This is a genomic window from Mesorhizobium argentiipisi (SeqCode) (assembly GCF_037179585.1).
GTDB classification, from domain to species: domain Bacteria; phylum Pseudomonadota; class Alphaproteobacteria; order Rhizobiales; family Rhizobiaceae; genus Mesorhizobium; species Mesorhizobium argentiipisi.
On record NZ_JAPYKO010000099.1, the window covers coordinates 1 to 495 of the forward strand.

The window sequence follows — 495 nt, forward strand, 5'->3', positions numbered from 1 at the left end:
GCGCCGACGCTGACGGTGGACGAGAGCTACCTGACGGCGGCGACCAACAACGGCGTCAACGGCTCGGGCACCGGCCCTGCCGGCTCGACGCATGCGGAAGCCTCCTTCAGCGGCGCCTTCACGGTGACGACGGGCGCCGACGGCGGCACGACCAGCTACGCGCTCAGCGTGACGGCCGGCCCCTCCAACCTGATCGACACGGCGACGGGCCAGGCGGTGGTGCTGTCGATGAACGGCAACGTGGTCGAAGGCCACGCCGGCGCCGGCGGCCCACTGGTGTTCACGGCCAGCGTGGATGCCAACGGCAAGGTGTCGTTCGATCTCGACCGGGCGGTGCATGAGGACAACGCCTCCAACACCCCCGACGACGCCACCAGCCTGACGGCCAACCTGATCCAGCTGACGGCGACGGTGACCGACGGCGACGGCGACAAGGCCTCGCAGTCGCTCAACATCGGCAACGCGCTGAGCATCAAGGACGACGGCCCCTCGATC

General features: G+C 69.9%; 1 protein-coding gene. It reads left to right on the forward strand.

All coding sequences use genetic code 11. From position 1 onward, the window contains the following. A partial coding sequence (locus O7A05_RS34105; protein WP_337097800.1) for a DUF5801 repeats-in-toxin domain-containing protein occupies positions 1 to 495 on the forward strand: 495 nt, incomplete at both ends.